Origin of the sequence: Mesorhizobium sp. M7A.F.Ca.AU.002.02.1.1 (assembly GCF_003998535.1) — a bacterium.
GTDB lineage: Bacteria > Pseudomonadota > Alphaproteobacteria > Rhizobiales > Rhizobiaceae > Mesorhizobium > Mesorhizobium ciceri.
Genome location: NZ_RZPB01000672.1, coordinates 1 through 3323, shown reverse-complemented (window position 1 = coordinate 3323; position 3323 = coordinate 1). Strand labels below are relative to the sequence as shown.

The 3323-nt window shown below is 65.2% G+C and carries 2 protein-coding genes and 1 pseudogene; all 3 read right to left on the bottom strand.

The features are described 5' to 3' along the window. Window positions 1–201, bottom strand: a pseudogene (locus EN879_RS29160) (AMP-dependent synthetase); the annotation flags it as partial. 88 nt (window positions 202–289) lie between these two features. Further along, window positions 290–1876, bottom strand: a complete 1587-nt coding sequence (ggt, locus tag EN879_RS29155; RefSeq protein ID WP_063170422.1) for a gamma-glutamyltransferase — start codon at window positions 1874–1876, stop codon at window positions 290–292. A 395-nt stretch (window positions 1877–2271) separates the two neighbouring features. Continuing rightward, window positions 2272–3321, bottom strand: coding sequence for an ABC transporter ATP-binding protein (locus EN879_RS29150; protein WP_127274416.1), 1050 nt, complete (start codon window positions 3319–3321; stop codon window positions 2272–2274). Between the last annotated feature and the right edge of the window lie 2 nt (window positions 3322–3323).

Genomic DNA, 3323 nt, shown 5'->3' with positions numbered 1-3323 from the left:
GGGCCCGTTCGGCAGCACGATCGCCCCCCTGTCGCCGCGGCCGATGCCGCGCGCATGCAGCTGTTTTGCCGTGTCGGCGATCATGCTGCGCAATCCGCCATGGCTGAGCGTTGCCCTGTCGGGCGCCAGAATGGCGGGGGCGTCGTCGGCGCCGGCGGCGAGACGGCGGGAGAGATCTGCGTGGGTTTCAGTTTGGGTCATGATCACCGGCTGGATTTCGAACGATTACTGGCGAGAGCCCTTCTGACGGGCTTGCCTCGATATGGGCGCCATTGGACAACGGATCACCTCAATAGCCAAGCGCCAAACCATCCTTGCGCGGATCGGAAGCGCCGGTCAGCGTCCCCTTCTCCCAGTCGATCAGCACCACCTGCCCCCCGCCAAGCGGATGATGCGGTTCGGCGATGCGGTGGCCGCGCCGGCGCAGGCCCTCGGTTGCATCAGTGGGAACGCCACGCTCGGCTTCCACTGTGTCATCGTTGTAAAACACCCTCGGCGCATCCAGTGCCTGCTGCGGGTCCATGCCGAAATCGATCATGTTGGTGAGCAGGTGGACATGGCCAAACGGCTGGTAACCGCCGCCCATGACGCCGAACGGCATCACCACGCGGCCGTTCTTCGTCGCCATGCCCGGCATGATCGTGTGCATCGGCCGCTTGCCCGGCGCGATCGCGTTCGGATGCGCCGGGTCGAGGCGGAAGCTCGAACCACGGTTCTGCAGCACGATACCGGTCTTCGGGCCGACGACGCCACTGCCGAACGAATAATAGGTCGAGTTGATGAAGGAGACCGCGTTGCGGTCGCGGTCGACGATGGAGATATAGACCGTGTCGCTGCCGGGCAGCTCGACGCGCGGCAGATGCGTGATGGCGCGGTCGCGGTCGATCTCGGCGCGTAGCCGGTCGGCATAGGCGCCGGACAGGAGCTGCTTCAGGGGCACCGGGACATGGTCCTGGTCGCCGACATAGCGGTCGCGGTCGCGGTAAGCCAGGCGTCCGGCCTCGATCTCCAGATGCAGGCGTTCGGCGCCATTGGGGTCGAGCCCGCCAAGCTCGAAGCCCGACAGCAAATTGAGCATCAAAAGCGCCGTCAGCCCCTGATTGTTCGGCGGCATCTGGTGGATCTCATGGCCGCCATAGGAGGTGCTGACCGGCGCCACATAGTCGCCTCTGGTCGCGGCAAAATCCTCGGCCGTATGAAGTCCGCCCAATTCGTTGAGCCGGCTCACCATATCGTCGGCGACCGCGCCTTCGTAGAAACCGGACCGGCCGTGTTTGGCGATGATGCGCAAGGTCGCCGCCAGTTCCGGCTGCCGATGGACGTCACCCGCCTTCGGCGCCCTGCCGCCGGGCAGGAAGATGCGCGCGGCATGCTCGTCGGCCGACAGGTCGGTCTCCGGCTCGGCCCAGTCGAAGGCGACGCGGTCGTGCACGACATAGCCGTTCTCGGCATAGTGAATGGCCGGCGTCAGCGCCTCGGCAAGGCCCTTGCGGCCATGGTCTTCGAGCAGGCGGCTCCAGGCGTCGACGGCGCCGGGTACGGTGACCGCATGCGGACCCTGCAGCGGGATGCGGTCGAAGCCTTTTTCGAGATACCAGCCGACCGTCGCCCTGGCCGGCGCTCGCCCCGAGCCGTTGAAGGCCAGCACATTGCCTTGTCCTCCGGGAGAATAAAGCACGAAGCAGTCGCCACCGATGCCCGTCGATTGCGGCTCGACCACACCCTGCACGGCGGCGGCGCAGACCGCGGCGTCCATGGCATTGCCGCCGGAGCGCAGCATGTCGATGGCCGCAAGCGTTGCAAGCGGATGCGAGGTCGCGGCAACCGCCTCGGTGGCACGAACCGGCGAGCGGCCGGGAAACTGGAAATCACGCATTCTGTCTGAATATCCCCTAGTCACTTCTGCAAATTGGTCGCTTCTGCGAATTGATCTGGTGAAATCAATGCCGCCGGCCGAGCCGAGCAGCACGCAGGCGCCGGTGACGATGAAGGCGACCTTGAAGGTGGTGATGAAGGTCTTGATGTAGGAGGCCTGCTCGAAGAATCGCGCATAATTGGCGGCGCTGAAGCCGCCCGCTTCGTCGAACAGCGACAGCCAGAACAGCCAGCCGATCGGCACGATGATGATGGCGAAGACCAGAAGCAGGCTTGGCGACAACAGCGCCAGCAGCCGTAGTGATTCACGCCGGGCGTCGGCGTGAAGTCCCTGCGTGTTGAGCTCCCGGCCTGCGGCGCTGCCGATCTCTTCCATGAGGGCGGGCTGCGCGCTCATCAGTCTGCCGCCACCAGGATCGTGTCCTGCGCATCGAGACCGAATGAGACTGGCTGGCCGGGCGCCGGCATTTTGGCCAGCACATCGCTGCGGCAATAGTCGCGCAAAGTCAGCTGGCGGCCGTCGCGCAACGCCGCGTAGCAGACGAAGCTGTCGCCCTGATAGATGATGTCGCTGACTTTCGCCTCGAGCACGTTGACGCCGCTTGTCGGTTCGGCGTCTGCCAGGAGCCGCAGCTTTTCCGGCCGCACCACCATCAGGTGCTGGCCAGCTGCCGGCACTGGTGCCGCGGTATGGATTCTCCGGTCCTCGTACCAGACGGAGCCGTTGCGGCACTCGACCGGAATGAAATTCGATTCGCCGATGAAGCCGGCTACAAATCGCGTTTGCGGCCTGGCGTAGAGGGTTTCAGGCTTGTCGAGCTGTTCGATGCGCCCGGCGTTCATGACCGCGATGCGGTCGGACATGGTGATGGCTTCGCGCTGGTCGTGCGTGACATAGACGGTGGTCATGCCGAGCCGGCGATGCAGGGCGCGCAGCTCGATCTGCATGTGCTCGCGCAGGCCCTTGTCGAGCGCCGACAAGGGTTCGTCCATCAGCACGATGCGCGGCTCGAAGACGATGGCGCGTGCCAGCGCCACACGCTGTCGCTGGCCGCCGGAAAGCTGGTCGACCCGGCGTTCGCCCAGGCCCTGCAATTTCACCAGATCGAGCGCCTTCTCGACACGTTCGGCCGTCTCGGCGGCGGCGACGCCGCGCTGCTTCAGCGGAAAGGCGATGTTGTGGAAGACGTTCATGTGCGGAAACAGCGCGTAGTTCTGGAACACCATGCCGATGTTGCGCTTGTGCGGCGGCGTGGTGATGATCTCGTCGCCGCCGACCTTGATCGAGCCGGCATTGGCCCGCACGAAACCGGCCAGGATCATCAGCAGCGTCGTCTTGCCGGAACCGGAAGGGCCGAGCAGCGTCAGGAATTCGCCGGCCTCGACATCGAGGTTAAGGTCGCGCAGCACCGGGACGCTGCCAAATCGTTTCTCGATCCCGCGCATGC

Coding starts and splice junctions, on each gene's coding strand:
- EN879_RS29150 (WP_127274416.1), bottom strand. CDS start 3,321: ATGCGCGGGATCGAGAAACGATTTGGCAGCGTCCCGGTGCTGCGCGAC.
- ggt (WP_063170422.1), bottom strand. CDS start 1,876: ATGCGTGATTTCCAGTTTCCCGGCCGCTCGCCGGTTCGTGCCACCGAG.